Source organism: Micromonospora sp. NPDC004704 (genome assembly GCF_053601675.1).
In genome coordinates this window covers 17,580-43,569 of record NZ_JBSGCD010000050.1, presented here as the reverse complement: position 1 = coordinate 43,569, position 25,990 = coordinate 17,580, and the positions used below count along the sequence as shown (strand labels likewise).

The following is a 25,990-nucleotide window of genomic DNA, read 5'->3' as shown; positions in this document are numbered from 1 at the left end:
GCTGATCTGCCACGGCACCAGGATCCTGCCGACCGACCGGGACGTCCCGGTGGCTCCGGTGGCGTAGCTGTGGATAGCCGGTCAGTCCGACCGAACGGCAGAACCGGACGACGGTGGCCTCGGACGTCTCGGCGGCGGCGGCGAGATCGGTGATGGTGCGGCGGGCGGCCTCGGCCGGATCGCTGAGGATGAACCGCGCCACCCGCAGTTGTGCCGGGGACAGCGACGGAAGCAGACCACTGATCTGGACGATCAGGCCGCGAGGCGCATGACCTGCGGAAATCTTCGCAATCTTCCCCACCTGCGAAAGTTACTCACGCCCCTGGAGGAGCGTCAACCACGCGGCGGGAACAGCCGGGCGGATACGGCCGAACCGGTGGGCGCGCCTCGCCGTCAGGCGATCCGGGCCGACCATTCCCGCAACACCTTCGCCTCGTCGGCGGGTTCCAGCCCGCCCCGCCGTACGTCATCCGGGTGGGTCCGCAGCCACTCCAGGGTCCTGGCCGCGGTTTCCGCGATCGCCCGGGTACGCAGTCCGGCGGCGAGTGAGGCGGTCACGTCCCTACTCAGGAATCCCGCGTATTCGGGCAGCGGCAGCCAGAGCGGCAGGGCCCGCTCACCCGACCATTCCCGGACGTCCCGCTCGACCAGGAAATCCTGCTCGACCCAGGTCAGCTCCGGGTCGGGGCGGCCCACTCCGGCGGCCACCTCGGCCAGGAACCTGGCCCGGGGCAGCGGCGCACCCATGCCGTCGAAGATGCCGGTCAGCCCGGTCTCGGCGGCGTACAGGAGCCACTGGGCGAGGTCCTCGACGTCGACGAGCTGGACCACCTCGTCCGGCGCGCCGGGGGCCAGCACCTCGCCGCCCCGGTCCAGCCGGGCGACCCAGTACGGGAAGCGGTCGCTCGGGTCCTCCGGCCCGACGATCAGGCCGGCCCGGCAGACGAACGACCGCGCCGCTCCGATCGTGTCGAGCACCGCCTGCTCGCAGGAGACCTTGCACGGTCCGTAGTACTCGGCGTGCTCGCCCACCGGGTTGTCCACCTCGACCGGGGCGGGCGCCACGATCTCCGCCGTCGCGGCCCGCTGACCGGGGGTGCTGTTGTCGGCGTAGACCGAGCAGGTGGAGACGTACGACCAGTGGCCCACCCGGTCGGCGAGCGCGGCGACCGCGTGCCGGGCGTGGCTCGGACGCCGGGTCACGTCGACCACCGCGTCGAACCGCTCACCGTCCAGAGCGGACAGCCCGGCCGGGTCGTCGCGGTCGGCCCGGACGAACCGGACGCCGGGCACCGGCTCACCCGAGACACCTCGGGCGGCGCAGGTGACGTCGTGTCCGGCCGCCGCCGCGAGTCGGGCCACCGCGCGGCCGAGGAACATGGTGCCACCGAGTACGAGTAGACGCATGCGACCGATCCTGCTGCCCGGCGGGCGGGTACGGCCACCCCGTCTGCCGACAGCAGAAGGCTTACGCCGACAGCGCAGCCACCCGACGGCGGCCGACCAGGCCGGTCAGCCGCCGGGACGGGTGGCCACGGGCGTCAGGCGCCGGGACGGGCGGCCCGGCTCAGCACGGCGGGTGGTGGCAGCGGCGGTGACGGTGGCGGTTCGGGCAGCCGGACCGGCGGCGCCGGTGGCGGTTCCGGCGACAGCCACGGCCGCAGGTACACCGCGATCTGGGCGGTGACCTCGTCCGGCGACCGGTTCGCGTCGATCACCACGAAGGTGCCGTACTCGGGTAGGGACCGGTACGCGGCGTCGGCCGCGATCAGGTACTCCATGCTCTCGTGGTCGGTGCCCCGCAACTCGATCCGCCGGTACGCCTCGACCGGGTCGACCACGAGCAGGAAGGTGACCTCGGGCTCGGGGAAGATGCGGTAACCGAGCCGGGCCAGCCGTGCCGCGCGCGGGGTTCCGTGGTGCACCCGGATGCTGGCGTACTGGTCGAAGGAGTAGCGGTCCATGACCGCGAGCCGGCGGCGGACGGCGGACCGGACCAGCGCGCGGGCGATGGCCAGCCACCGGAGTATCGACTCGGCGAGCAGCAGTCCGCTGTCACCGAGCAGTCGGCGGGCGTCGCGGCGGCCGAGCCGGTGGGCGGCCCGGCCGAACCACCGCCGGCCACCGGCGTTGCGTGAGTAGGTGGTCCGTACTCCGGCGCGCTCGAGTGCGGCGGCGAGTCGGTGCGCCTGGGTCGTCTTGCCCGAACCATCGATGCCGACAAGTGCGACGACGCGGAGTCGCCCCCTGCCGACCGTTTCAACGTGCCGATCCTGCGCAGATGGGGCCACGCTCAGCAACGGTACCGGGCGCTCGCACCCCTCGATGATTTTCGTGATCGTTTGAGGTGAATTTCCGGAAAATCGCCGTCGGGTTTAGGCGACAATGAGGCAATTGGCAGCGGAGTGGATTCCCGGCCGAAATCCCACCCGAGGTGTGAACGCGCAGGGTGCCGGGTACCGACAAATCTGCACCCAACCGACCAGATGCCCGCCATCGACCACCACGGGAGACGATATGGATCACCGCGGGGACGAGGGTCTGCTGCACACCCTCAAGCGGGTCGCCGCCGTCCTCAAACAGTCCGAGATTCCCTTCGCGCTGGGCGGAAGCTTCGCCGTGTACGCACACGGCGGCCACTCCAGCGACCATGACGTCGACTTCCTGCTTCGTGAGCAGGACGCCGAACGCGCCCTCGAAGCCCTGGTGGCAGAGGGTTTCGTCGCCGAACGCCCGCCGGAGGACTGGCTGGTCAAGGTGTACGACGACGGCCGGCTCGTCGACCTGATCCACCGCCCGATCGAAACCCCGGTCACCGACGAGACGCTGCTCGACACCGTGGTCCGCCCGGTCGACGCGATCCACATGCCGGTGCTCACCGCCACCCGGCTGATGGTGCACAAGCTGCTCAGCTTCTCCCAGCACTACTGCGACTTCGCCCGCGGACTGCCGCTGGCCCGTTCCCTGCGTGAACAGATCGACTGGGACCGGGTCCGTGCGGAGACGGGGCACTCGCCGTACGCGGAGGCGTTCCTGATCCTGCTGCACCGGCTGGACGTCGTACCGGACGCGACCGCCGAGGCGGACGCCCGGACCGAGGCCGCTCGGGTGGAGTCCGGCCGGACCGAGGCCGCTCGGACGGAAGCCGAACGGACCGAGAAGGAGGTGCTGGCATGACCGAACCCGACCGGGTCGCCGTCGAGCGATCCGACGACTATCTGGAAGCGGCCGTACAGCGACTGTTGACCGAGAACACCGACATCGCCGAACAGGGCATCACCGTGGACCGCCGCGACGGTTCGCTGGTGCTGTACGGCGAGGTCGAGAGCCAGCAACGCCGGGCCGAGATCCTGCGCCGGGTGGCCGACGCGTACCCCGACCTGCCGTTGAAGGTCGACATCGGACTGATTCGCACCCAGGCCCCGACCGAGGTGGAGGAGCTGCCGTGAGGGAGACGACATGGTGATCCGGATCGCCGCCGTGGGCGACGTACACCTCGACGAGGACGTGGTCGGCCGGTTCCGCCCGGCCCTCGACCAGATCAGCGAATACGCCGACGTGCTGTTGCTCGCCGGGGACCTGACCCGGCACGGTTCGGAGTCCGAGGCGCGCTGCGTGGCCACCGAGTTCGGCGGCCTGGACGTGCCGGTGGTGTCCGTGCTGGGCAACCACGACCACCACTGTGACCAGGTCCCGGCCGTGGTCCGGGTGCTGGAGGACGCGGGCATCACCGTGCTGGAGGGGACCGGCGTGGTGCTGAGGTGCGGGGAGCATCGGCTCGGCATCGCCGGGGCCAAGGGCTTCGGCGGCGGGTTCGCCGGCCGGTGCGCCAGCGAGTTCGGCGAGCCCGAGATGAAGGCGTTCATCCGTACCACCACCACGGTCGCGGACCGGCTCGGCACCGCCCTGCGGGAGCTGGACGCCGACGTACGGGTGGCGCTGACCCACTACGCCCCGGTGCCGGACACCCTCGCCGGTGAGCCGCTGGAGATCTACCCGTTCCTCGGCTCGTACCTGCTCGGCGAGGCCATCGACTCGGCGCCGACGGCGCTGGCCATCCACGGCCACGCCCACCACGGCACCGAGCGCGGCACCACCCCCGGAGGGGTACGCGTACGCAACGTGGCACACCCGGTGATCAAGCAGGCCTACAGTGTGTTCCACCTCGCAGAGCAGTCGGAACGGGAGAAGGTTTCCGCGGAATTCGGGTCGGGTACTGACCGGTCATGGACCTGATTCTTTGGATTCTCGCAGTCGTACTGGTCGTCTCGGGCGTGCTCGCACTGTTCCGGCGGCAGCTCCTCTGGGGCATCGTCCTCATCATCATCGGGCTGCTGGTGGGCCCGGGCGGGGTCAGCATCTTCAATTAACCGCCTGATCCACCATCCCCTATCCCCTATCCCCCGTCCCTTCTCCCGTTCCACCCTCCCTCCTCGTTCCATCCCCTCGGAACCTCGGTTCCCTCCGACCCGCCGGGGTCGTCGTACCGGGTCTTCGTCCTCCCCGACGGAAGGCCCGGAGCGACGGCCCCGGCGTCTTGCGTGCTTCCCCCCGGCGGCGGTCGCCCGGGCCGTCCGCCCATTGAGCCCGAGCAATGGGTGAATGTTCATATTTGTCGATTCCCGGATGTTTCAAGATCCACTATGTGGGACGGGGCCGATCGCCCGGCCTCGTGTGGGAGCGAGCCCAGGTCAACGATCAGGTTTCCGAATCGTTACGGGCTCGTGCCGCTCCAGGGGTGGACGGCCCCTCCTGCAAGCGCTTACATGTGGGGACGCCCATCGGGGCCGGCGCGGATCCCCCGGGGGTCTCCCCATGCGCCGGCGAAGGAAGGAGGACGGCATGGCGGTCTTCACCAGACCACGCCAGGCCCTCGTGATCGCCAGCGCGCTGGCGCTGACCTTCAGCGCCACCGCCTGCTCTTCAAGCGACAGCGACAGCAACAGCAACGCGGACTCCCCGGAGTGCGCCGCCTACGAGGCATACCAGGGCAGCGACGGCGAGCAGGTCAGCATCTACGCGTCCATCCGGGACGCGGAGGCCGACATCCTGCAGGACTCGTGGAAGCAGTTCGAGGACTGCACCGGGATCGAGATCGACTACGAGGGCAGCGGCGAGTTCGAGGCCCAGTTGCAGGTACGGGTGGACGGCGGCAACGCCCCCGACATCACCTTCATCCCGCAGCCCGGCCTGCTCAACCGCTTCGCCGAGGCCGGCAAGCTCAAGCCCGCCTCGGCCGAGACCAAGGCGATGGCCGAGAAGAACTACCCGGCGGACTGGCTGAAGTACTCCACGGTCAAGGGCACCTTCTACGGGGCGCCGCTCGGCTCCAACGTGAAGTCCTTCGTCTGGTACTCGCCGAAGACGTTCAAGGAGAAGGGCTGGACGGTCCCGACCACCTGGGCCGAACTGCTCACCCTGAGCGACAAGATCGCCGCCACCGGTGAGAAGCCGTGGTGTGCCGGGATCGAGTCCGGTGACGCCACCGGGTGGCCGGCGACCGACTGGATCGAAGACCTGATGCTGCGTACGGTCACCCCCGAGGTCTACGACCAGTGGACGACCCACGGCATCCCGTTCAACGACCCGCAGGTCGTCTCCGCGCTCAACGAAGCCGGCAAGATCCTGAAGAACCCGAAGTACGTCAACGGCGGGTACGGCGACGTCAAGAGCATCGCGGCCACCTCCTTCCAGGAGGCCGGACTGCCGATCCTGCAGGGCAAGTGCGCCCTGCACCGGCAGGCGTCGTTCTACGCCAACAACTGGCCGCAGGGCACCCGGGTGGCCGAGGACGGCGACGTCTACGCCTTCTACTTCCCGGCCGTCGACCCGGCCAAGGGCAAGCCGGTGCTGGGTGGCGGCGAGTTCTCCGTCGCCTTCGCCGACCGTCCCGAGGTGCAGAAGGTGCAGACCTACCTCGCCTCGCCGGAGTACGCCAACGCCCGGGCCAAGCTCGGCAACAACGTCTCCGCCAACAAGGGCCTGGACATCAACAACGTCCCGAACCCGATCGACAAGCTCTCCGTACAGATCCTCCAGGACCCGAACACCGTCTTCCGGTTCGACGGCTCGGACCTGATGCCGGCCGCCGTCGGCGCGGGCACGTTCTGGAAGGGCATGATCGAGTGGATCAACGGTAAGGACACCGCCGCAACGCTCTCGCAGATCGAGAGCACCTGGCCGAAATGAGCTCCACCGGTGGTCCGGCCCGATGACGTCGGGCCGGGCCACCGGTCCGTAGACGGCCCCGGGGAGGGCGGATGAACTTCGACTTCGCGGACGAGACACCGAAGCTCGTCATGCTGTTGTACGGGCTGGTGGCCTTCGTCGTCGTGGTCGGCGGCCTGCTGCTCCTGCTCGATGTCGTACCCAACTGGTTCGCCCGCCGGCGCGAGGCCCGGCTGGTCGCGGTCTCCGCCGGTGGCGGTGCCGTGGCCGGCGGCGGTGGCCCGGCCCCCCGGGTACGCCGACCCAAACGCGCCGAAGGACTCTTCGGCCTCTTCTTCCTGCTACCGACCGTGCTGCTGCTCCTCATCGGCCTGGTCATCCCGGCCATCCGTACGCTGGTGCTGTCCTTCATGGACGGCGGCAGCGACACCTGGGTCGGCCTGCAGAACTACGGCTGGCTGTTCAGCCAGGACGAGATCATCCGGGTGCTGGTCAACACCCTGATCTGGGTGATCCTGGTCCCGCTGCTGGCCACCACCACCGGCCTGCTCTACGCCGTGATGGTGGACAAGGCCCGGTTCGAGGCGGTCGCCAAGTCACTGATCTTCCTGCCGATGGCGATCTCGTTCGTCGGCGCCGGCATCATCTGGCGCTTCGTCTACGCCTACCGGGGCGAGGGCGAAACCCAGATCGGCCTGCTCAACCAGATAGTGGTGTGGCTCGGCGGAGTTCCCCGGCAGTGGTTGCAGGAACCGCCGCTGAACACCCTCCTGCTGATCGTGATCCTGATCTGGATCCAGGCCGGCTTCGCCATGGTGGTGCTCTCCGCGGCGATCAAGGCGATCCCCGGCGACATCGTCGAGGCGGCCCGGCTGGACGGGGTCACCCCGTGGCAGATGTTCTGGCAGGTCACCCTGCCCAGCATCCGGCCGGCGCTGATCGTGGTCGTGGTGACCATCTCGATCGGGACGCTCAAGGTCTTCGACATCGTCCGGACCGCGACGAACGGCAACTTCGACACCAACGTGATCGCCAGCGAGATGTACAACCAGGCGTTCCGCTACGGCGAGACCGGACAGGGCTCCGCCCTCGCGGTCTTCCTCTTCGTCCTGGTGATCCCGATCGTGATCTACCAGATCCGCAACCTGCGCAAGCAGCGGGAGGTATGACATGACCACCGCCGTTCCCGTACGCGTCGACACCGCCATCGGCACGGACCGTCCGGCCACCGTCGGCGGCCGGGTGCGCAAGCGGCTCAACAGCCGGACCGCGACCGTGGTCTCCATCGTCATCGCGGTGGTCTGGACGCTGCCCACCTTCGGTCTGTTCATCTCCTCGTTCCGTCCCGAGGACGCGATCAAGACCACCGGCTGGTGGACCTTCTTCAGCAACCCGCAGCTCACCCTGGAGAACTACCAGCAGGTGCTGTTCGGCCGGTCGTCCTCGTCGGGGCAGCTCGCCAGCTACTTCACCAACTCGATCGTGATCACGATCCCGTCGGTGCTGTTCCCGCTGGCCTTCGCGGCGCTGGCCGCGTACGCCCTGGCCTGGATCAACTTCAAGGGCCGGGACTGGATCTACATCGGCATCTTCGCGTTGCAGATCGTGCCGTTGCAGATGGCGCTGGTGCCGCTGCTCAGCTTCTTCTCCCAGGGCGTCAACGTCGGCGGCATCACGCTCATGCCCGCCTGGGACCTCGCCGACGAGCAGCGGTTCATCCAGGTCTGGTTCGCGCACACCTGCTTCGCCCTGCCGCTGGCCGTCTTCCTGCTGCACAACTTCGTCTCGCAGCTCCCCCGGGACCTGATGGAGGCGGCCCGGGTCGACGGCGCCACCCACCCGAAGATCTTCCGGACGATCGTGCTCCCGCTGATCACCCCGGCGCTGGCCGCGTTCGGCATCTTCCAGTTCCTCTGGGTCTGGAACGACCTCCTGGTCGCGCTGATCTTCGCCGGGGGCGGGGACGAGACCGCGCCGATGACCGTACGGCTGGCCGAGATGGCCGGGACCCGGGGCGGCGAGTGGCAACGGCTCACCTCGGGCGCGTTCATCTCGATCGTCGTACCACTGATCGTCTTCCTCTCCCTCCAGCGATATTTCGTACGTGGCCTGCTCGCCGGCAGCGTCAAGGGCTGAGGCCGGAGGCGCCCGACGATGGTGGGGGCCGCGACCGGCGGCCTGATTGAGCGGAGCACGTAACACCGTGACCAAGATCGACGACGTCGCACGGCTGGCGCGGGTGTCCACCGCCACGGTCTCCCGCGCCCTGCGCGGGCTGCCGACGGTGTCGGAGTCCACCCGCGCCCGCGTGCTGGCCGCCGCCGAACAACTCGGCTACACCGCCTCGCCCAGCGCCTCCCGGCTGGCCGGTGGCCGGACCGGCTCGATCGCGGTGGTGGTCCCCCAGGTCACCCGCTGGTTCTTCGGCACCGTGGTCGACGCCGCCGAGGAGACGCTGCGCGAAGCCGGGTACGACCTCCTGCTCTACAACCTCGGTGACCGCGAGCAGAACCGCCGGCGTCTGTTCCAGACCACCAAACTGCAGAAACGGGTCGACGCGTTGATGCTGGTCGCCACCCCGCTGGGCGCCGCCGACCTGGCCGTCATCGCCCAGTTGCGCATGCCCGGCGTCACGGTCAGCTCCGGCGCCGCCGTACCCGGATGGCCCAGCGTCCGGATCGACGACGTCAGCGCGGCGCGGACCGCGACCGCCCACCTGGTCTCGCTCGGCCACCGGCGGATCGCCCACCTGGCCGGGGACGCCTCCGCGGAACTCTCCTTCACCACCCACCTCGACCGGCGGCGGGGTTACCACGAGGCGCTGCACGCCGCCGGCCTGGTCCCCGACCCGCGACTCGACGTCGAGGACGAGTTCACCGTGGACGGCGGCAGCCGGGCCACCACCGAACTGCTCAACCGGGGCGAGACGCCGACCGCGATCTTCGCGGCCTGCGACGAGATGGCGATGGGCGCGATGTCCACCCTCCGCTCGGCCGGGCTCCGGGTGCCACAGGACGTGAGCGTGATCGGCCTCGACGACCACGACCTCGCCGCCGTCGTCGGGCTGACCACGGTCGCCCAACCCGCCGCCACCCACGGCCGGCTCGCCGCCGGGCTGCTCCTCGCCCCGCTCGAAGGCCGCCCCCGGCCGACCGAGACGGCCTCGGTCATCCTGCCCACCGCCCTGGTCGTCCGCGAGTCCACCGGCCCACCACGGACCGAGTGAGGCTGCTGCGGCCGCGCGTCCACGGGGCGGATCGAAGAGTCGTCCCGGCCGGCCCGCGGGCGAACCGGGCGCAACACCGGCAGACTGGACCCAGCAGCACCCGCACCACCACCGGACCACGCCGGCCACCGGCCGGCTGCCCGAGTTCCACCGTGCCCGACACCCATGGGAGTACGCCCTGAACAGCCAGCAGACTCCGCCGTCGACCACCGAGTCGTCGCCGACCGCGCCGGTCGACACCGACCAGCCGGAACCCACCCAGTGGTGGCGGGAGGCGGTCATCTACCAGATCTACCCGCGCTCGTTCGCCGACCTCGACGGCGACGGCATCGGTGACCTGCCCGGCATCACCGCCCGCCTCGACCACCTGGTCGAACTCGGCGCCGACGCGGTCTGGCTCTCCCCGTTCTACCCGTCGCCGCAGGCCGACGCGGGTTACGACGTGGCCGACTACCGCGGCGTCGACCCGCTGTTCGGCGGCCTCCCGGACGCCGACGCCCTGATCGGGAAGGCGCACTCGCTCGGCCTGCGGGTGATCGTCGACCTGGTGCCGAACCACACCTCGTCCGCCCACCCCTGGTTCGGCGCGGCCCTGGCCGCCGCCCCCGGCAGCGCGGAGCGCCAGCGCTACATCTTCCGGGACGGCCGGGGTACGTCCGGCGACGAGCCACCGAACGACTGGCAGAGCGTCTTCGGCGGACCTGCCTGGACCCGTACCAAGGACGCCGACGGTCAGCCCGGCCAGTGGTACCTGCACCTGTTCGACCCCGGCCAGCCCGACCTGAACTGGGACCGACCCGAGGTACGCGCCGAGTTCCTCGACATCCTGCGGTTCTGGCTCGACCGGGGCGTCGACGGCTTCCGGGTCGACGTCGCCCACGGGCTGATCAAGCAGGCCGATCTCGCCGACTGGAGCTACCCGCTCGAACCGCTCTCCGGTGAGGGCACCGACCGTCCCCGCCCACCGATGTGGGACCAGGACGGGGTGCACGACATCTACCGGGACTGGCGGCAGGTGCTGGACAGCTACCCGGGTGAGCGGATCCTGGTCGCCGAGGCGTGGGTGCAGCCCGCGGAGCGGCTGGCCGCGTACGTCCGCCCGGACGAGATGCACCAGGCGTTCAACTTCGAGTACCTGGAGGCGGCCTGGACCGCGCCCGCCCAGTACGCGGTCATCACCCGCTCACTGGAGGCCAGTGCGGCGGTCGGCGCCCCCACCACCTGGGTGCTCTCCAACCACGACGTGATCCGGCACGCGACCCGGCTCGGGCTCCCGGTCGGCCAGACCCGGCCGAACGGGATCGGCGCCGACGACCCGCAGCCGGACGCCGTACTCGGGTTGCGTCGGGCCCGTGCGGCGACCCTGCTGATGCTGGCCCTGCCCGGCTCGGCGTACCTGTTCCAGGGTGAGGAACTGGGCCTGCCCGAGCACACCACGATGCCGGACGAGGCCCGCCAGGACCCGACCTGGGAGCGCAGCGGACACGCCCACAAGGGTCGGGACGGGTGCCGGGTGCCGATCCCGTGGGAGTCCGACGCCCCGTCGTACGGCTTCGGCCCGACCGACCGGAGCTGGCTGCCGCAGCCGGCCCTATACGCCGAGTACGCCCTCGACCTGCAACGCGGCGTGGCCGGGTCGACGTACGAGCTGTACCGGACCGCCCTGCGCCTGCGCCGCGAGCTTGCCCTCGGCCGTGGCACCGTCTACTGGCTCACCAGCCCCGACGACGTCATCCACTTCCAAAACGGCAACCTCTCGGTCCTCACCAACTTCGGCCCCGACCCGGTCCCCCTCCCCGAGGGAGCCACCATCCTCCAGTCCAGCGAACCCCTCGACCCCGACAACCACGTCCCCACCGACGTAACCGTCTGGTTCCAAGCCTGACACTCCTCTCCGCGCGTTGATCTTGCAGTTGTGGTTGCTCGGATAAGCCCCGAATCGGGATGAGCTGGGCGCCACAACTGCAAGATCGGCGCGGTCAGGGGTGGGGGTCGGGGTCGTGGGCGCGGGTTTGGAGGAGAGCGTGGACGTTCTTGATGTCGCGCGGGGAGGTGCGGGAGGCGAGCCAGTACATGATTCCGGTGGGGATGAAGAAGAGCTGGAAGGCGGCCAGGCCGACGGCGAAGTTCAGCGGGGGCGGGAAGGCCGCCCGCAGCCCCTGGAAGGCGATCCCGACCAGGCCGTTGCCGGCGGCCCGGCCGACCCCGTTGACCAGGTTGCCGAGGCTGTAGACGGTGCCCCGGTGCTCCGGCGGGTTCACGTCGGCGATCAGCGCGAACCAGTTCGGCGAGTTCGCCGAGGTCAGGGCGAGCGCGAGCAGCGCGGTGAGCAGGCTGAAGCCGACCGTCGGTTCGGTGAACACACTGCCCACCACGGAGCTGATGACCGTACCGGCGCCGGCGCCGTCGGGGACGTCGATCCGGATCGGCACGAAGAACAGGACCAGGTAGAACGGCACGGCCGCGAGAATGCCGACGGCCGCGACCAACGCCCGGCCTCTGGGCGTACGCCGTTGCAGCGCGTCGCCGACGAGTCCACCGACGATGGAGAGCACCCCGCCGAGCTGGAACAGGGTGGCGAAAACACTCCCGATGATGATCGCCGTCGAGCTGGAGAAACCCTGGTCCTCGGCCCGTTCCTGGAACAGGACCGGCAGCCAGACCAGTGAGCCGAAGGCCGCCTGCGCGGTCAGCCCCTGGAGGATCAGCCACCGGTTGGTCCGGCGGTTCAGGATCCTCGGCAGGTCGGCCCGGCTGATCCGGTAGTCGTACTCGTGCCCGGTGGCGATCGCCCCGGCGAGTTCCGGCTCGCTCTGCCCCCGCTGGATGTCGTACGTGAACAGGTACAAAACCGTGGCGACCAGCCCGGCAACGCTCAGCACCAGGAACGGCAGCCGCCAGTCGGTCGAGCCGAGGATGCCGCCGAGCAGGGTCCCGGCGAGGGTGCCGATGCCCTGCGAAAGTCCCCAGAAGCTCATCACCAGTCCCCGGCGGCGGGGCGAGATGAGGTCGGTGACCACCGAGAACCCGACCGAGCCGACGGCGCCGAGACCGATCGCGGCCACCGCCTGGGCGAGGAAGAACGCGGGGTAGCCCCCGGCGGCGCCGAGGAAGTCCGGGTAGTTGCCGGCGGCGGCACTGCCGGCCGTACCGACCGCCCACAGCAGGGTGCCGATCATCAGCAGCGGTTTGCGGTTGGTCCGGTCACCGAAGTACGCCCAGCCGACCGCCGCTATCGCGCTGACCAGGAAACTGATCGCGGTGACCAGCCCGATCGCCGAGGTGTTGACGCCGAGGGTGGAGCTGATCGGCGCGTACAGCGGTGGCACCAGGCCGATGGCGACATTGTCCAGTGAGGCGAGCACGACAAAAACCAGCACGCTGTAGAACCGGTGTCCGGCGCCACCGCCCCGGGCCACCCTGCCCCCACCACCGGTCTTGGTCATCTCCGACACCCGAACAGCATGCGGCAACGACCCCGGATAGGACCGCATCCGGGCCCGGTGGGGAATCGCGGGGCGGATTTGGGCAGCTCTGGGGAGTCATGGGTTCACGTTGAGTCGTCCCCATCTCTAGGCTTGATGGCTGGCCAGAGCAGCTCGATCCAGGGATTGGACGGCAGATGGACGTATCGGTTCAGGCATTCGTCGTACGGGAGATCCGGCTCGCACGGATGTTGGCGGAGCAGACGCAAGAACAGTTCGCCAAGCGGTGCAGCTTTTCGCCGTCCCACGTCAGCGCGGTGGAAAACGGCACCCGCCCGCCGACGATCGAGTTCATCCGCGCGGTCGACCGGGGCCTCAGGAACGGCGGTCTGTTCGAACGGCTGTGGAAGGAACTGGGCGGGCTGGACGTCGTCCCGACGTGGGTCCGCGAGCGGGCGGAGATGGAGCGTGAGTCGACCATGTTGCGCTGGTACGAACACTCCTGGGTGCCCGGCCTGTTGCAGACCGAGGCGTATGTCCGCGCGGTGTACGCCTGCAACGACCGGATCAGCCCGGAGGAGGCGGAACGGCGGATCACGGACCGGATGGAACGGCAACGGATCCTGGATGGCGAAAACCTGTCCCTGCTGGTCGCCGCGTTGGACGAGTCGGTGCTACACCGGCCGGTCGGCGGGCCGAAAGTAATGCATGAGCAGGTGCTGCACCTGGCGAAACTGGCCGCTGAGCATCCCCGAGTCCGGCTGCACGTGGTCCCGTCGAGCGCGGGCGCCTACTCCGGACTCGACGGACAGTTCGTCATGGCCCGCCTGGCCAGCGGCGAGGAGGTCGCCTACCTCGACAACCAGCTACAGGGCCAGGTGGCGACCCGCAAGCTGGAAATAGCAGAGGTGCGCGATGCCTGGGAGGCGATACTTGGTGAGGCGCTGACGCCCCAGCAGTCGATCGACAAGCTCATGGAGGTCGCGGAGACATGGAACTGACCGGCGCGCAGTGGCGCACCAGCACCCGCAGCGGCTCCAACCAGGGCACCTGTGTGGAGGTGGCGGACAACCTGCCCGGCCGGGTGCTGGTACGGGACACAAAGGACCGCGACGGCGGCACCCTCACCTTCACTCCCGCCACCTGGCGCACCTTCGTATCCGGCCTCCGCCACCCCTGACCCGTACCACCGGGCAAGATCCGAAATCTTGGAATCGCGACGTCGCAGGCGCGATGATTCCGTACCAAGATCTCAGATCTTTTTGATTGAAGATCCCTGTCGGGAAAGCAGCAGCCGTCCCCTGTCCGGCGTTGTCATCGGCATGAGGGATAGGCATCCAGATGAACGCTGAGCTCGAACGGGAGTTCACCGACTTCGTCGAGACACGCTCACACTCGCTGTTCCGCACCGCGCTCGCCCTCACCGGGCACCGCCAACAGGCCGAGGACCTGCTCCAGACGGTCCTGGCCAGGGGAGCACGGCACTGGGAGCGGATCCACTCCGGCAATCCCGAGGCGTACCTGCGCACCGCGCTGTACCGCCAACAGACAAGCTGGTGGCGCAGCCTGCGGCGGGGTCGTGAGGTGAGCACCGAGCAGGTACCGGAGATCTGGGTGGCGCGGGACGACACCGCCACCGTCGACCTCAACCTCGCGCTCCGGCAGGCACTGGCCCGACTTGCCCCGAAACACCGGGCGGTACTGGTGCTGCGTTACTTCGAGGACCGGCCGGACAGCGAGATCGCGGAGGTCCTGGGCTGCACCGAATCCACCGTACGCAGCCAGGCGGCTCGCGCCCTCGGCCGGCTCCGCGTCCTCTGCCCGGAACTCGACATCCTCGGCCCGAAGGAGAGGACAACCCCATGAACCCGCACCTCACCGGAGCGCTCCGGAAAGCGTTCGACGAACTGGCCGAGACCGCACCGCCACCGGCCGGGCTGGCCCGTACCGCGCTGGCCAGCGCCCGACGGCAACGGATCGCCCGACGGATCGGTGGCGGCGGGGTCGCCGCCGCCATGTGCGCCGCACTGGTCGGTCTGGTCGCCACGATCGCTCCGACGGGTACGACCGACGGCACCGACCAGGTTGCCGACAACGGACTGAAACCGCTCGTGGTGACCGCGTACAGCGGCATCCGGGATCTGAAGATCAAGGATGGGAGCCCGCATTTCCTCTACTCGCTCCTGCTGAACCCGGCCACGGGGAGGTACGAACGGGTACCGTACCGCTACGCCATGCCGTCGCCGGATGGTGAGCGTGTGCTGGTCGGAACCGGTGACAACGGACCTTCCTATCCGACCCGCGTCGGGGTGCTGGACCGGTCCAGTGGAGACGTACGGTGGATCGACGCCAGCGGTATCCCCAGCTTTCCGGGCTACGCCCACGACGGCCGGTGGTCGCCCGACGGGCGGCAGATCCTCTTCACCCACCAGCCCCGCCAGGGCAGTCCCTCCGGCTTCGTACTGGTGGATCCGGAGACGCTCGGCACCACGTTCGTCCCGCTGCCCGACCTGGCTGCCCAGCAGGACCAGACGCTCGGTCTGGCCTGGACACCGGACAGCAAGGGGCTGGCGCTGACGCTCACCAAGCCGGGGGGAGACAGGGAGGTGACCGGGGTCCGCTTCTACGACCTGACCGGTAGGGCGTTGCGTACCGTTCCGGCCGGCGCACCGGTCACCGGCGGCTCCTTCTCGCCGGCCGGCGGGCAGATGGCCCTCGTACCCACGTCCTCTACCGGGCCGACAACCTCCGTCACCGTCGCCGATCCGACCACGGGTACGGTTCTCGACCAGTTCAGCCTGTCCACCCGCGCCGCCAACCTCGTCGGCTGGGCGGACGAGGCACACCTGCTGATCATCGCCTACCTCGACGGCGACGAGTCCCCTCAACTGCTGGTGGTCGACCTGACCGGTCGGATTTCCCACTCGGTCCCGATCCCGTTCGCCCCGGTCAGCGAGATCTTCGTCGGCCCCTCCGCCGGCCTCCCCCCCACCGCCACACCCATCACCTTCTGACCCCCGCCCCCCGGCAACGAGCGTCGTTGATCATGAAGTTAGCGCGCCCAGCAGAGATCAAACCTGCGCTAACTTCATGATCAACGCGAAAGGGCCGGGGGCGGGGCGTGGTTAGGCGGGGCGGTTGGTGAAGAGGTCGCGGGCGGTGGTGTATTGGTCGCGGATGTGGGGGGCGGGAGGGGCGTCGTACTGCTCGGTGGTGGTGGCGGCCCAGGGGGGTGGGGCTTCGCCGCCTAGGGCTACCCAGGCGGCTTGGCGGGCGGCGCCGTCGGCTACGTACTCGCCGGGGGCGGGGACCAGGACCGGGCAGCCGAACACCTCGGGAGCGATCCGGCGGACCGCCTCGGAGCGGGCACCGCCGCCGACCAGGATCACCCGGTTGACCGTGGCACCCTGGGCGACCATCGCGTCCAGGCCGTCGGCGAGGCCGCAGAGCAGGCCCTCGACCGCCGCCCGCGCCAGGTGGGCGGGGGTGGACGTACGCAGGGTCAGGCCGTGCACCGCGCCGGTTGCCAGGGGCCGGTTGGGGGTCCGCTCCCCCTCCAGGTACGGCACCATGACCAGCCCGTCCGCACCCGAGGGCGCCGAGAGGGCCAGCCGGGCCAGTTCGTCGAGGTCGACGCCGAGCATCTTCGCCGCCGCGTCCAGCACCCGCGCCGCGTTGAGCGTGGCGACCAGGGGCAGGAAACGGCCGGTGGCGTCGGCGAAACCGGCCACCGCGCCGGAGCTGTCCTGCGACGGTGTCTCGGCCACGCTGAACACGGTGCCCGAGGTGCCGATGGAGACGATCACGTCACCGGGCAGCGCGCCGACGCCGAGCGCCGCGGCGGCGTTGTCGCCGGTGCCGGGGCCGAGCGGGGCGCCGTTGGGCAGTTCGCCGGCCCGACCGGTCGGGCCGAGCACGACCGGCAACACCGGTCGTCGGCCGAACGCCTGCTCCAGCAGGTCGAGCCGGTAATCGCCGGTGCGCGGCGACCAGTATCCGGTGCCGCTCGCGTCGCCCCGGTCGGTACGCAGGGCGTCCAGCCCGGTGGCACCGGCCAGCCGCCAGGTGAGCCAGTCGTGCGGCAGGCAGACCGCCGCCGTACGTTCCGCCGATGCCGGCTCGTTCCGGGCCAGCCAGCGGAGCTTGGTCACGGTGAAGCTGGCCACCGGTACGCTGCCGACCGCCTCGGCCCAGGCGTGCCGACCGGCCACCAGGGCACCCACCCGGTCGCCACCGGAGCCGCCGTCACCGGCGCCGCCGAGTTCCTCGATCAGGTCGACCGCCGCACCGGCCGACCGGGTGTCGTTCCAGAGCAGGGCGGGGCGGACGACCCCGCCCTGCTCGTCGAGACAGACCATGCCGTGCTGCTGGCCGGCGACCGAGGCGGCAGCCACGTCCGCCAGGCCGCCGGCCTGCGCCACGGCATCCTGCAACGCATCCCACCACGCCTGCGGATCCACCTCGGTGCCGGCCGGATGGGCGGCCCGTCCGGAGCGGACGAGTTCGCCGGTCTCCGCGTCGCGGATCATCACCTTGCACGACTGGGTCGACGAGTCGACCCCGGCGACGAGCGCCATGTCCGGCCTCCGTGGCTGGCTGAGGGTTGGTGGGTGGTCTAGCGGGCAGGGGTACGGAAACGAAGGGGCGTACGGATCAACGAGCGCCGAGCAGGTGCTCGACCGCGAGCTGGTTCAGGTGCACGAAACCGAACCCGCGCGACGACACCTCGGCCACGTCGAGATCCTCGAACGCGGTCCGGTCGGCGATCAGGTCGGCGTACGTCTCGCCGGCACCGACGGTCGGGGTGGACAGCTCGGCGACCTTGCTGGCGGCGAGGGCGGCCTGCACCTCCGGGTCGGCCCGGAACGCCGCCGCCCGCTCCTTGAGCAGGAGGTAGGTGCGCATGTTGGCGGCGGCCGACGCCCAGACCCCGTCGAAGTTCTCGGTCCGGGACGGCTTGTAGTCGAAGTGCCTCGGCCCCTCGTACGCCGGGGCGCCCTGCGGGCCACCGAACTCGAGCAGGTCGACCAGGGCGAACGAGTTCATCAGGTCACCGTGACCGAAGACCAGGTCCTGGTCGTACTTGATGCCGCGCTGGCCGTTGAGGTCGAGGTGGAACAGCTTGCCGGCCCAGAGCGCCTGCGCGATGCCGTGCGCGTAGTTGAGGCCGGCCATCTGCTCGTGCCCGGTCTCCGGGTTGAGGCCGACCAGCTCCGGGTGCTCCAGCTCGTTGATGAAGGCCAGGGCGTGGCCGACGGTCGGGAGCAGGATGTCGCCCCGGGGCTCGTTCGGCTTCGGCTCGATCGCGAACTTGATGTCGTAGCCCTTGTCGATCACGTACTGGGAGAGCAGGTTGACCGCCTCGCGGTAGCGGTCCAGGGCCGCCCGGATGTCCTTGGCGACGTCGTACTCCGAGCCCTCCCGGCCGCCCCACATGACGAAGGTCTTGGCACCCAGCTCGGCGGCGAGGTCGACGTTGCGCAGGACCTTGCGCAGGGCGAACCGGCGTACGTCGCGGTCGTTGCTGGTGAACCCGCCGTCCTTGAAGATCGGGTGGGTGAACAGGTTGGTGGTGACCATCGGCACCACCAGGCCGGTCTCGTCCAGCGCCTTGCGGAAGCGGCTGATGTGGTGCTCGCGCTTGGCGTCGTCGGAGCCGAACGGGATCAGGTCGTCGTCGTGGAAGGTGATGCCGTACGCACCGAGCTCGGAGAGCTTGTGCACGGCCTCCACTGCATCCAGCGGGGCGCGGGTGGCGTCACCGAACGGGTCGCGGGCCTCCCAGCCCACGGTCCAGAGTCCGAACGAGAACTTGTCGGCGCGAGTGGGTTGGGCAGCCATCGATGACCTCCACGTAACATACTTGATTTGTTTACCCGTTGAATTATTTGACCGGCCTGTGGCATTGTCAAGACGTGACGCAACCCGGCAACGGCCAGGTGGGTACGGCGGGCACGGCCGTACGCCAGGCGAGCCTGCGTGAGCACAACCTGGCCCTGCTGCTGCGGCACATCGCCGACGCACCCCGTCCACCCTCGCGCGCCGACCTCGCCACCGCCACCGGACTCACCCGGGCCACCGTCTCCGCCCTGGTCGACGACCTGATCGGCGGGCACCTGCTGACCGAGGTCGACCCGGCTCCCCGTACCGGTGCCGGCCGACCCGCCTCCGGCCTGGTGCTGGCCACCGACGGGCCGGCCGGACTCGGCCTGGAGATCAACGTCGACTACCTGGCCGCCTGCGTGGTCGACCTGACCGGAGCCGTCCGGCACCGGGCGGTCCGCCGGGTCGACCTGCGCCCGATTTCGCCCGCCGAGGTGCTCAACGACCTCGGTGACCTCGCCGCCACCGCCCGCGCCGAGGCCGCTCGCCAGCGCCTGACCCTCGCCGGGACCGCGCTGGCCGTACCCGGGCTGGTCACCGAGTCCGGCGTGGTACGGCTGGCGCCGAACCTGGGTTGGCGTGACGTCGACCTGGTCGGCGGGCTCAACACGCACCCGGCGCTGGCCGGTCACCGGCTGTCCGTACCCGGTCAACCGGGCGCGGTCATCCCGGCGCCGACCCGGCCGGCGGCCCGGATCCCCGGTCCCGCCACCGGGCGTCGGCGGGCCGGCGACGGTGGCTGGTTGACCATCGACAACGAGGCGAACCTGGCCGCTCTCGGCGAACTGCACGCGGGACCACCCGGCCCGGCGACCTTCCTGTACGTCTCCGGCGAGATCGGCATCGGGGCCGGGATCGTGCTGCACGGCACCCTGTTCCGGGGAGCCAGGGGCTGGAGCGGTGAACTCGGCCACCTGCCGGTCCACCCGACCGGCCGTCCCTGCCGCTGCGGCTCCCGTGGCTGCCTGGAGCAGTACGCCGGCCAGGAGGCGATCCTGACCGGTGCCGGGCTCGCCGGCCGGGGTCTGCCCGCCGACGCGGCAATCGCCCGGCTGGCCGAGCTGGCCGGCACCGGTGACCCGGCGGCGCTCGCCGCGCTGACCGAGGCGGCCACCGCGCTCGGTGTGGCCATCGCCGGGGTGATCAACCTGCTGGATCTGGACACCGTCGTGCTCGGCGGGATCTACGCCCCACTGGCGCAGTGGCTCCGCCCACCCCTGGAGATCGAGATCCGCACCCGGGTCCTCACCGCCGCCTGGTCCCCCGTCTCCATACGCCCGTCCCTCCTCACCCGCGACGCCGCCGTCCTAGGCGCCGCCGGCTCCATAGTCCGCACCGTCCTCGCCAACCCCGCCCCCTGGCTGACCCCGTAAAGCCCGTTGATCATGAAGTTAGCGACGTCCAACGAGCCGGATCGCGTCGCTAACTTCATGATCAACGGGAGGATCGGGGGTGGGGGTGGGGGTGGGTGGGGAGAGTTAGTAGGCGCCTCGGCTGTTTATTACGGCGCCGAAGGTTTTCCAGAGGATGGTTAGGTCTGCTGCCAGGGACCAGTTTTCTACGTAGTAGAGGTCTAGGCGGATGCCGTCTTCCCAGGTTAGGTCGGAGCGGCCGCTGACCTGCCAGAGGCCGGTCATGCCGGGCTTGACCAGCAGGCGGCGGGCCACGTCGCCGTCGTAGCGGGCCACCTCGGAGGGGAGCGGCGGGCGCGGGCCCACGAGGCTCATGTGACCGAAGAGGACGTTCGCGAGCTGCGGCAACTCGTCCAGCGACCACTTGCGCAGGAACTTGCCCACCCGGGTCACCCGGGGGTCGTCGCGCATCTTGAACATCAGGCCGTCGGTCTCGTTCCGGGCAGTCAACTCGGCCAGCAGGGCATCCGCGTTGGTCACCATGGTGCGGAACTTGTAGACGCCGAACTCCCGGCCACCCTGGCCGACCCGGATCTGCCGAAAGATCACCGGCCCCCGGCTGTCCAGCTTGATCGCCAGCGCCAGCACGGCCAGGATCGGCAGGGCCACGGTGAGCGCCGCGAAGGCCGCCGCCCGGTCCACGAAACCCTTCACAACCTTGCGGGCGCCCCGGAACTCGGGTGCCTCCACGTGGATCAGCGGCAGCCCGGCCACGGGTGTGGTGTGGATGCGCGGGCCGGCCACGTCGGTCAGCGCCGGTGCCAGGACCAGGTCGATCCCGGTCCCCTCGAGCTGCCAGCCGAGGCGACGCAGCCGGGTGGCGGTGAGTTCGCTGGACGCGGTCACCGCGACCGTGTCGGCACCGACCGCGATCGCGGCGTCCGCGACCCCGCGCAACGACCCGACCACCGGTACGTCACCCAACCGCTGCGGCACCGGAGCCAGCAGGGCGTCCGGGATGCAGGCACCGACCACCTGGTAACCGGCGTGCGGCTCCCGACGCAGCGTGTGCACAAGCTCCAGGACGTGCGGGGTGTCACCGACCACCAGCACCTGCCGGGCCCACCCGAGCCCACGGGCGCGGGCCCGGTGCAGTCGTTTGCGGGCGGCGAACCGGGCGACCACCAGGCCGACCGTGCCGACCGCGAAGGAGATGCCGAGGAAACCCCGGGACACGCCAACGTCGGCGATGTAGCCGGCGATCGCGATCCCGCCGGCCAGCCTCAGGCTCGCCGCGGTGACCCGCCGGTACTCGTCCGCGCCGTACCCCAGCACCCGGTCGTCGTACGCGCGCATGCCGCGTAGCGAGAGCAACCAGATCAGCACCAGCGCGGGGGCGATGATCAGGTACGAGATGTCGGAGCCCCGTGGATCGTCCCCCCCCGAACCGGCCGAAGTATCCGACCAGTACGGCGACCCCGAGGGTGATGGTGTCGAAGACGAGGGTGGTTCGGAGGTAAGCCCGATGCCTTGACCTGGTCGTGACAGCGGACGCCCCCGGCGGCAGTTCCGGAGGCAGAGTCTCGGAGCTAAGCAGTGTTGCCGACGTCACCCGGCCCTCCCCAGCACTTACGGAGAATCCCGGTTCAACCGCCGATCCTCCCCATCGGACCGACGGTGCCGGGACACCTCGAACATCTTCACCTACGGATCCGATTACGGAGAGCTTCGGACAGATTACTGTCACTTCCCGTGGGGCCGGGCACCCGCCGGGCGTACCCTAACCCCCGAAGCGCGCGATCCGCGTCGGTGAATCGTCCGATGTCCGGCCGTACGGTGGATGTTTCGCCGGATGGCCGGCCGGTGTTCAGCCGGCCGGCCATGGGGGTTCAGGTCAGCGGGGCGCCGGCCGCAGCGCGATCGCCTGCAGGAAGATGTCGCCGATCTTCGCCGGGTCCTCGGTCACGAAGACGCCGCCACCGGTCACCTTGGTGATCGCGTCCAGCTCCCCGCGGTTGACCCCGTTGCCGATACCGATGATCACGACCTGGATCGGTCGTTCCGGGTCGGCCGCCGCCTTCAGGTCGGCCAGCAGCTTCGCCTGGGTGATGCCGTTGTCGTCCTCGTTCTTGCCGTCGGTCAGCATCACCACCGAGTTGACCCGGCCCGGCTCCCACCCGTCCTGGACCGCCTTGTACGCCGCGAGCACGGTGTCGTAGAGCCCGGTGTCGCCGAGCTTCTTCGGCTGGATGCCCGCGAGTGCCGACTTGAGCTGTCCACGCTGGCTGGTCAGCGGACCGATCGGCACCAGTTCCCGGTAGTCCCGGGCACCGACCAGCTCGGTGGAGAAGATCCACAGCCCGACCGCCCACGACTCGTCGAAGAGGTCGAGACCGCCCTGCGCGGCGGCCAGGGTGACCTGCGCGCGGGTGGCGTTGTTGGCGGTCGGCACCACCTCGAGCATCGAGCCGGACACGTCGATGACGGCGAGCATCCGGGACGGCAGGGTGATCGCGGTCCAGGTGGAGAGGGCGCGGGTGACGGCGGCGGGATCGGGTCCGCCGGCTGCCGTACCGCCCTCGGCCGGTGAACCGGTGGCCACCGGCGTACCGGCCGGGCTGGGGGCGCCCTGCGGTGCGCTGAACCCCTCACCCCAGGTGCCGTCCGGTCCGCGCAGGTTCTGCTTGGCGAGCCGGTCCTTGAAGCTGGCCTCGGTGAGCACCTTGAACAGGCCCTCGGCCGCGGCGACCCGCGCCGGTTCGATGCCGGGCATGACCGCGAACGGGTAGTCCAGCGACAGCGGCGTCGGTTCCACGTAGACCGCGGCGAGCGGGATCGGCGGCTGCTTCGCGTTGTACTCCATCACGTCCTCCTCCGACAGCGCGGCGGCGCTGAGTGCGGAGGCGATCGTCGCCGGGTCGGTGGCCCGGGGGAACTTGGCGAGCAGGTCCTGCCGCACCGCGGACCGGCCGGCGGCCAGCGCCCGCAGCGCCGAGGTGGTGGCCTGCTGGGCCTGCGCACCACCGGCCGCGCCGGCGGCGGCACCGAGCGCGAGCAGCCCGGACAGGCCGGCGGCGTCGCGGGTCGGCTCGACGATCCCGGTACGGAGTTTGGTGCCGGTGGTGACCTGCTTGAGCAGGTCGGTCCAGGTGATCTTCTTCTCCGGCCAGCCCGCCGAGGCGGCCACCGGTTGCGGCATCGCGACCACCACCGGGCTGCGGCCGATCGGCGCGTTGTTGGTCGGCGCGAAACCGGCCGCCTCCTTGCTCAACCGCAGCAGCCAGGTGCTGGAGTCCGGAATCCACACGTCCGGTGCGACCGCGGTGCCGGGCGCCTGGCCCACACCGGACAGCGACACCCCGTGCTTCCCGGCGAGGATGGCGGCCACGTCGGCCGGGTCGCTGGCGGTTACCGCGACCTCGACGCAGACCCCCTCGGCCGCGGCACCGTTCTCCGCCCACTGGGCGGCGGCGGCCTCGACGGCCGGTTCGATCTCCGGAGCGGCGTCGACGTTCAGACGCAGTTGTCCCGTGCAAGCCGGCTCGGCCAACTGCCGATAGCCGAACCACGCTCCCACCACGACAAGGACAAGCGCCATCGCCGCTGCGATGGCGCCTGCTCCACGAATACTGTTACGCATGCGATGGCGGCCCGACACGGTGACCATCTTGCGTAACGACTCCGCATAATGCCACCTACGTTCGGTCGAAAGTTACGCAGGAGATACGGATCGCACCCCGAATTTCACACTGCGTAGCTGATTGACGTCAAACTGTCGGGTAATCCGCCCAGCGGGTGAGCTTTCGTGCTCATGCTTTCCAACCGGAGCATGTCGCGCATTTGACAGGTGTGACCGATTAGCATTTATCCCGGTAAAAATTATCACCATCACCGGGACCGCTCACCGGTCCGCGACGGCCGCCGAGGGCAGCGGTCCGAGCACACAGGTGGGGCTCGACACCGCGACCGAGCCGGCCGGTTCGGGGATCCCGGCGGCCGGGTCGACCACGAACACACTCACCACGTCGGCCCGTTCGTCGGCGACATAGAGGTGGGTACCGATCAATGCGAAATGCCTCGGCCAGGTGCCACCGGTGGCCACCTCGGTGACGTATCTCGGGATCTCGTCGTCGAGCGCGAACACCGAGATCGTGCCCACTCCCCGGTTCGCGAGGTAGAGAAAACGGCCGTCCGGTCGTACCGCGATCTCGGAGGGCTGGACGAGCCCGTGCCTGGCGCTCGCCGCGACCCGCCCGCGCTCGCGCAGCGTGCCGTCACCCTCCACGCTGTACGCCGTCACCGTGGCGTCCAGTTCGCCGGCCAGGTAACACCGCCGCCCGTCGGGATGGCGGGCCAGATGCCGGGGACCGGTGCCGGGGCGGGTCCGGGTGAACGGCTCACGCGGCAGCAGGCGCCCGTCGAGCGTGTCCAGGTCGTACCGGTAGAGGGTGTCGGTGCCCAGGTCCACCGCGAGCAGCGACCCGCCGTCCGGGGCCGGCGAGACCATGTGGGCGTGCGGACCCTCCTGCCGGTCCGGGTCGACACCATGTCCGTCGTGCACCCGCAGGTCGGTCCGCTCACCCGGCACCCCCGCCAGGTCCAACGGGTGTACGGACACACTGCCGCTGCCGTAGTTGGCCGCGAACAGGTGGCTGCCGTCGGGTGCGACCGCCAGGTGACAGGGGCTGTCCCCACCGGTGGACCAGGTGCCGAGCGGGCGCAGGGAGGCGTCGCCGTCGACGGCCCAGGCGCTGACCGTCCCCTCGGCCCGCTCGTTCACCGCGTACAGCACCGGTCGGGTCGGGTGTCGGGCCAGGAAGGACGGCGATTCGGTCGGGGCGACCGTGCCGAGCGTTTCGAGCGCCCCGGTCACCGGATCCCGTCGCGCCGCGACGACCCCGGTCCCGCGCCCGTCCGCCTCCGCGGTGTAACACCCGAGGTAGACAAGCTCGCCGCCGTCAGTCATCGCATCGCTCCGTCCGCCGCCGTGCCCGGTTGCCGTTGCCGTTGCCGTTGCACCCGCTTGATCCAACCAGAGCACGGCCGGTTCCGCCCGGTGGGACGAATCGCTTGTCCTGGGTTTCCGTGGAACCGGGCCGGTTTTCGTGGAACGGGGGCCCTTCCTATCGGAGTGGCCGATCCTATAGGATCTTCGATCGTGGTGGAGGTATTGCGGCCCGCGCGACGGACAACACTCGCCGACGACGTCTACGAGTCGGTGCGTACGTTGGTGATGGACCATGCGGTGGCGCCCGGCGAACGGATCAACATCGACGCCCTGGCCCGACAGTTGCAGGTCTCCCCCACCCCGGTCCGGGAGGCGCTCGCCCGGCTCGAATCCGACGGGCTGGTCCGCAAGCGCGCCCTCGCCGGATACACCGCCACCCCGCTGCTCACCCGCGCCGAGTTCGACGAACTGGTCGAGATGCGACTCCTCCTCGAACCGGTCGCCACCGAACGGGCCGCCCACCGGATCGCCGGACTCCCCGGACCCGCCGAGGCACTCGCCGCCCTCCGGGGCGCGGCCGAACTCCCCGGCCCGGCACCGGGCACCGAGGGCTTCGCCGCCATCGCCGAGTTCACCAACCAGGACGCCCGGTTCCACCACCTCGTCGCCGAGCAGGCCGGCAACCGGCTCCTGCACGACGCGATCGTCCGGCTCCGGTCCCACCTGCACCTGTTCCGGCTCTACTTCCCCGCCACCCACCACGGGATCAGCGCCCGCGAACACCACCGGATCGTGGACGCGGTCACCGCCGCGGACGCCGACGCGGCCGGTGCCGCCATGCGCGCCCACCTGCTCGCCGCCCGCGACCGGCACCTGCCCTTCTTCGAGACGGCCTGACGTGTCGCGCCCAGCCGTGCCGCCGCAACCAGCCAACCCCTGGCGACCAGCCAACCCATGGCGACCAGCCAACCCGCCGTACGTGGCGGAC

The 25,990-nt window shown here is 70.3% G+C and carries 21 protein-coding genes and 3 pseudogenes; 15 read left to right on the top strand and 9 right to left on the bottom strand.

Annotation, left to right across the window (positions count from 1 at the left end; all coding sequences use genetic code 11):
• From ACWEFB_RS35715 to ACWEFB_RS35705, 3 genes and pseudogenes are all read right to left on the bottom strand, one after another.
• Positions 1-301 (bottom strand): annotated as a pseudogene (locus ACWEFB_RS35715) (hypothetical protein); the annotation flags it as partial.
• A 92-nt stretch (positions 302-393) separates the two neighbouring features.
• Positions 394-1,407 carry an NAD-dependent epimerase/dehydratase family protein gene (locus tag ACWEFB_RS35710; RefSeq protein WP_452292656.1) on the bottom strand — a complete coding sequence of 338 codons (1,014 nt, stop codon included), beginning with the start codon at positions 1,405-1,407 and terminating at the stop codon, positions 394-396.
• Between the two features lie 134 nt (positions 1,408-1,541).
• Positions 1,542-2,291 carry a dTMP kinase gene (locus tag ACWEFB_RS35705; protein ID WP_452292654.1) on the bottom strand — a complete coding sequence of 250 codons (750 nt, stop codon included), beginning with the start codon at positions 2,289-2,291 and terminating at the stop codon, positions 1,542-1,544.
• 226 nt (positions 2,292-2,517) lie between these two features.
• Here ACWEFB_RS35705 and ACWEFB_RS35700 point away from each other — a divergent pair.
• The 9 genes and pseudogenes from ACWEFB_RS35700 to ACWEFB_RS35660 form a co-directional block, all read left to right on the top strand.
• Positions 2,518-3,075, top strand: a pseudogene (locus ACWEFB_RS35700) (nucleotidyltransferase family protein); the annotation flags it as partial.
• A 98-nt stretch (positions 3,076-3,173) separates the two neighbouring features.
• Positions 3,174-3,449, top strand: coding sequence for a hypothetical protein (locus ACWEFB_RS35695; RefSeq protein ID WP_326556022.1), 276 nt, complete (start codon positions 3,174-3,176; stop codon positions 3,447-3,449).
• Positions 3,450-3,459: 10 nt separating this feature from the next.
• Positions 3,460-4,236, top strand: coding sequence for a metallophosphoesterase family protein (locus ACWEFB_RS35690; RefSeq protein ID WP_452292651.1), 777 nt, complete (start codon positions 3,460-3,462; stop codon positions 4,234-4,236).
• Positions 4,227-4,370: a GPGG-motif small membrane protein gene (locus ACWEFB_RS35685; protein WP_170208550.1), complete on the top strand. Its 144-nt coding sequence runs from the start codon at positions 4,227-4,229 to the stop codon at positions 4,368-4,370. The genes ACWEFB_RS35690 and ACWEFB_RS35685 overlap by 10 nt, the downstream gene beginning before the upstream one ends.
• A gap of 472 nt (positions 4,371-4,842) precedes the next feature.
• Positions 4,843-6,189, top strand: a complete 1,347-nt coding sequence (locus tag ACWEFB_RS35680) for an ABC transporter substrate-binding protein (protein WP_326556020.1) — start codon at positions 4,843-4,845, stop codon at positions 6,187-6,189.
• A gap of 71 nt (positions 6,190-6,260) precedes the next feature.
• Complete coding sequence (locus ACWEFB_RS35675; protein ID WP_326556019.1) at positions 6,261-7,337, top strand: carbohydrate ABC transporter permease; 1,077 nt, start codon at positions 6,261-6,263, stop codon at positions 7,335-7,337.
• Between the two features lies 1 nt (position 7,338).
• Positions 7,339-8,304, top strand: a complete 966-nt coding sequence (locus tag ACWEFB_RS35670; RefSeq protein WP_326556018.1) for a carbohydrate ABC transporter permease — start codon at positions 7,339-7,341, stop codon at positions 8,302-8,304.
• A 67-nt stretch (positions 8,305-8,371) separates the two neighbouring features.
• On the top strand, positions 8,372-9,394 hold the full coding sequence (locus ACWEFB_RS35665) for a LacI family DNA-binding transcriptional regulator (RefSeq protein WP_452292647.1): 1,023 nt from the start codon (positions 8,372-8,374) through the stop codon (positions 9,392-9,394).
• A 280-nt stretch (positions 9,395-9,674) separates the two neighbouring features.
• Positions 9,675-11,279: a glycoside hydrolase family 13 protein gene (locus ACWEFB_RS35660; protein WP_452292660.1), complete on the top strand. Its 1,605-nt coding sequence runs from the start codon at positions 9,675-9,677 to the stop codon at positions 11,277-11,279.
• Between the two features lie 94 nt (positions 11,280-11,373).
• Here ACWEFB_RS35660 and ACWEFB_RS35655 read toward each other — a convergent pair whose 3' ends face one another.
• Positions 11,374-12,840, bottom strand: coding sequence for an MFS transporter (locus ACWEFB_RS35655; RefSeq protein ID WP_452292658.1), 1,467 nt, complete (start codon positions 12,838-12,840; stop codon positions 11,374-11,376).
• Between the two features lie 176 nt (positions 12,841-13,016).
• Between ACWEFB_RS35655 and ACWEFB_RS35650 the strand changes: the two genes are divergently transcribed.
• The 4 genes from ACWEFB_RS35650 to ACWEFB_RS35635 all read left to right on the top strand — a co-directional run bounded on the left by ACWEFB_RS35650 (position 13,017) and on the right by ACWEFB_RS35635 (position 15,833).
• Positions 13,017-13,820 (top strand): helix-turn-helix domain-containing protein, encoded by an 804-nt coding sequence (locus ACWEFB_RS35650; RefSeq protein ID WP_452292645.1) that lies wholly within the window; start codon positions 13,017-13,019, stop codon positions 13,818-13,820.
• The gene (locus tag ACWEFB_RS35645) at positions 13,811-13,999 is read left to right on the top strand and encodes a DUF397 domain-containing protein (protein ID WP_452292643.1); all 189 of its coding nucleotides are present in this window, start codon (positions 13,811-13,813) and stop codon (positions 13,997-13,999) included. Before ACWEFB_RS35650 ends, ACWEFB_RS35645 begins: the two co-directional genes overlap by 10 nt.
• 161 nt (positions 14,000-14,160) lie before the next feature.
• Entirely contained in the window at positions 14,161-14,685 is a 525-nt protein-coding gene (locus ACWEFB_RS35640; protein WP_452292641.1) for a SigE family RNA polymerase sigma factor, read from the top strand.
• Entirely contained in the window at positions 14,682-15,833 is a 1,152-nt protein-coding gene (locus ACWEFB_RS35635) for a hypothetical protein (RefSeq protein ID WP_452292639.1), read from the top strand. Before ACWEFB_RS35640 ends, ACWEFB_RS35635 begins: the two co-directional genes overlap by 4 nt.
• Positions 15,834-15,944: 111 nt before the next feature.
• Here the strand turns inward: ACWEFB_RS35635 and xylB are convergent, their stop codons facing one another.
• Both xylB and xylA read right to left on the bottom strand, forming a co-directional pair.
• Entirely contained in the window at positions 15,945-17,396 is a 1,452-nt protein-coding gene (gene xylB, locus ACWEFB_RS35630) for a xylulokinase (protein WP_452292637.1), read from the bottom strand.
• Between the two features lie 76 nt (positions 17,397-17,472).
• The gene (xylA, locus tag ACWEFB_RS35625) at positions 17,473-18,660 is read right to left on the bottom strand and encodes a xylose isomerase (RefSeq protein ID WP_452292635.1); all 1,188 of its coding nucleotides are present in this window, start codon (positions 18,658-18,660) and stop codon (positions 17,473-17,475) included.
• A gap of 74 nt (positions 18,661-18,734) precedes the next feature.
• Here xylA and ACWEFB_RS35620 point away from each other — a divergent pair, with 74 nt between their 5' ends.
• Positions 18,735-20,075, top strand: coding sequence for an ROK family protein (locus tag ACWEFB_RS35620; protein WP_452292633.1), 1,341 nt, complete (start codon positions 18,735-18,737; stop codon positions 20,073-20,075).
• 105 nt (positions 20,076-20,180) lie between these two features.
• Here ACWEFB_RS35620 and ACWEFB_RS35615 read toward each other — a convergent pair.
• The 3 genes and pseudogenes from ACWEFB_RS35615 to ACWEFB_RS35605 form a co-directional block, all read right to left on the bottom strand.
• Positions 20,181-21,666: pseudogene (locus ACWEFB_RS35615) on the bottom strand (sugar transferase).
• A 282-nt stretch (positions 21,667-21,948) separates the two neighbouring features.
• Positions 21,949-23,652, bottom strand: a complete 1,704-nt coding sequence (locus ACWEFB_RS35610) for a VWA domain-containing protein (RefSeq protein ID WP_452292631.1) — start codon at positions 23,650-23,652, stop codon at positions 21,949-21,951.
• A gap of 303 nt (positions 23,653-23,955) precedes the next feature.
• The gene (locus ACWEFB_RS35605) at positions 23,956-25,020 is read right to left on the bottom strand and encodes a lactonase family protein (RefSeq protein ID WP_452292629.1); all 1,065 of its coding nucleotides are present in this window, start codon (positions 25,018-25,020) and stop codon (positions 23,956-23,958) included.
• A gap of 192 nt (positions 25,021-25,212) precedes the next feature.
• Between ACWEFB_RS35605 and ACWEFB_RS35600 the strand changes: the two genes are divergently transcribed.
• The gene (locus ACWEFB_RS35600) at positions 25,213-25,899 is read left to right on the top strand and encodes a GntR family transcriptional regulator (RefSeq protein WP_452292627.1); all 687 of its coding nucleotides are present in this window, start codon (positions 25,213-25,215) and stop codon (positions 25,897-25,899) included.
• Positions 25,900-25,990: the final 91 nt, after the last annotated feature.

Excerpts from the sequence above, each read along its gene's own strand:
- ACWEFB_RS35710 (WP_452292656.1), bottom strand. The coding sequence starts at position 1,407 with ATGCGTCTACTCGTACTCGGTGGCACCATGTTCCTCGGCCGCGCGGTG.
- ACWEFB_RS35695 (WP_326556022.1), top strand. The coding sequence starts at position 3,174 with ATGACCGAACCCGACCGGGTCGCCGTCGAGCGATCCGACGACTATCTG.
- ACWEFB_RS35690 (WP_452292651.1), top strand. The coding sequence starts at position 3,460 with ATGGTGATCCGGATCGCCGCCGTGGGCGACGTACACCTCGACGAGGAC.
- ACWEFB_RS35685 (WP_170208550.1), top strand. The coding sequence starts at position 4,227 with ATGGACCTGATTCTTTGGATTCTCGCAGTCGTACTGGTCGTCTCGGGC.
- ACWEFB_RS35680 (WP_326556020.1), top strand. The coding sequence starts at position 4,843 with ATGGCGGTCTTCACCAGACCACGCCAGGCCCTCGTGATCGCCAGCGCG.
- ACWEFB_RS35675 (WP_326556019.1), top strand. The coding sequence starts at position 6,261 with ATGAACTTCGACTTCGCGGACGAGACACCGAAGCTCGTCATGCTGTTG.
- ACWEFB_RS35670 (WP_326556018.1), top strand. The coding sequence starts at position 7,339 with ATGACCACCGCCGTTCCCGTACGCGTCGACACCGCCATCGGCACGGAC.
- ACWEFB_RS35655 (WP_452292658.1), bottom strand. The coding sequence starts at position 12,840 with ATGACCAAGACCGGTGGTGGGGGCAGGGTGGCCCGGGGCGGTGGCGCC.
- ACWEFB_RS35650 (WP_452292645.1), top strand. The coding sequence starts at position 13,017 with ATGGACGTATCGGTTCAGGCATTCGTCGTACGGGAGATCCGGCTCGCA.
- ACWEFB_RS35645 (WP_452292643.1), top strand. The coding sequence starts at position 13,811 with ATGGAACTGACCGGCGCGCAGTGGCGCACCAGCACCCGCAGCGGCTCC.
- ACWEFB_RS35640 (WP_452292641.1), top strand. The coding sequence starts at position 14,161 with ATGAACGCTGAGCTCGAACGGGAGTTCACCGACTTCGTCGAGACACGC.
- ACWEFB_RS35635 (WP_452292639.1), top strand. The coding sequence starts at position 14,682 with ATGAACCCGCACCTCACCGGAGCGCTCCGGAAAGCGTTCGACGAACTG.
- xylB (WP_452292637.1), bottom strand. The coding sequence starts at position 17,396 with ATGGCGCTCGTCGCCGGGGTCGACTCGTCGACCCAGTCGTGCAAGGTG.
- xylA (WP_452292635.1), bottom strand. The coding sequence starts at position 18,660 with ATGGCTGCCCAACCCACTCGCGCCGACAAGTTCTCGTTCGGACTCTGG.
- ACWEFB_RS35610 (WP_452292631.1), bottom strand. The coding sequence starts at position 23,652 with ATGGCGCTTGTCCTTGTCGTGGTGGGAGCGTGGTTCGGCTATCGGCAG.
- ACWEFB_RS35605 (WP_452292629.1), bottom strand. The coding sequence starts at position 25,020 with ATGACTGACGGCGGCGAGCTTGTCTACCTCGGGTGTTACACCGCGGAG.